We start from the raw sequence: 1,520 nt of genomic DNA on the forward strand, positions 1-1,520 counted from the left end.
CTGACCTGCAACGATGGGACTTGTCGAGGGCCCTGTCAGCTGCAAGAAAAGAAGCACTCTCCAGGTGAAGAAGCGTAGCGGGTCGTACCCGCGTCTTTGTGTCGAGGGCGGCGGCCGTGGGGTGGTCTCGCGGCCGGGTCGGTGCTGCTGGTCGAGACGGTCCCCAAGTCCGGCCTGGACACCGCGATATCGGCGGCGCTGGCGCCGTGGCGCAAACCGCGGGCGGTGCACGACCCCGGCAAGATCCTGCTGGATGTGGCCCTGGCCGTCGCGCTCGGCGGAGACTGTTTGGCCGACGTCGGCATACTGCGGGCCGAACCCTCGGTAGTCGGGCCGGTGGCTTCCGATCCGACGGTTTCCCGTCTCATCGATGCTCTCGCCGCCTCCGGCCAGAAAGCCCTGGCCGCAACCCGGGGCGCACGCTCCCAAGTTCGCGGGTGTGTCCGGGACCTGGCCGGTGAGACCAGCCCGGCCGCCAACGGCGTCATCGTGGACATCGACGGTGGGCTGGTGCTCGCCCGCTCCGAGAAGCAGGACGCCACCGCGACCTGGAAAAAGACCTTCAGCCATCACCCGCTCGTCGCGTTCGTCGACCACGGCTCAGCCGGGTCCGGGGAACCGGTAGCCACCCTGCTGCGGCCGGGCAACGCGGGCTCCAACACCGCTGCCGACCACATCGAAACCGCCCGACTCGCCCTGGACCAACTGCCCCAACGCCTTCGGCGGGGACGGCAGACACTGACCCGGACCGACTCCGCCGACGCCACCCACACCTTCCTCGACTGGCTCTCCAAGCGAGGCCGGTGGCTGTCGCATTCCGTCGGAATGACCATCACCGACGCCATCCACCAGGCCGTGCCGAAGATCCCGAAGAAGGCATGGACGCCGGCCGACGACTCCGGCGGCACCGAACAGCCCGGAGCCTGGGTCGCGGAGATCCCCGACATGCCCGACCTGAGCACCTGGCCCAAGGGCATGCGGCTGATCGTCCGCAAGAAACGCCCGCACCCCCGTGCCCAACTGCGCTTCACCGACCCCGACGGACTACGGCTGACCTGTTTCGCGACCAACACCCAAGACGGCCAGCTCGCCGATCCCGAACTGCGCCACCGCCGCCGGGCCCGCTGCGAGGACCGCATCAAAGTGCCCGCGACACCGGCCTGCGCAACCTGCCCCTGCACGAGGCCGCACAGAACCGCATCTGACTGGAGATCGTCTCCCTCGCACTCGACCTCCTGGCCTGGATGCCGATGCTCGCCCGGACCGGCCAAACCCGCCGCTGGGAACCGAAGAAGATCCCCCTGCGCCTGTTCTCCGCCGCCGCCCAACTCGTGAACACCGGCCGCCGCCACCGGCTCCGCTTCACTGCCCGATGGTCCTGAACCGACGTCCTCACCCACGCGATCGACAGGCTCCACAGCCTCCCGGACCCCGGTTGACCAGCCACTTCGACCGTCCCGACAACCCCCATCACCACACCGGCGAAGTGGAACCCCGCGCCCACCCAACGCGACAACCGG

Annotated in this window: 1 pseudogene; it reads left to right on the top strand. The window is 69.3% G+C overall.

Annotation, left to right across the window (positions count from 1 at the left end):
• Positions 1-64 precede the first annotated feature (64 nt).
• A pseudogene (locus tag ACZ53N_RS37330) lies at positions 65-1,382 on the top strand (IS1380 family transposase).
• Positions 1,383-1,520: the final 138 nt, after the last annotated feature.

The sequence above is a fragment of the Streptomyces sp. NPDC033229 genome, assembly GCF_055576875.1.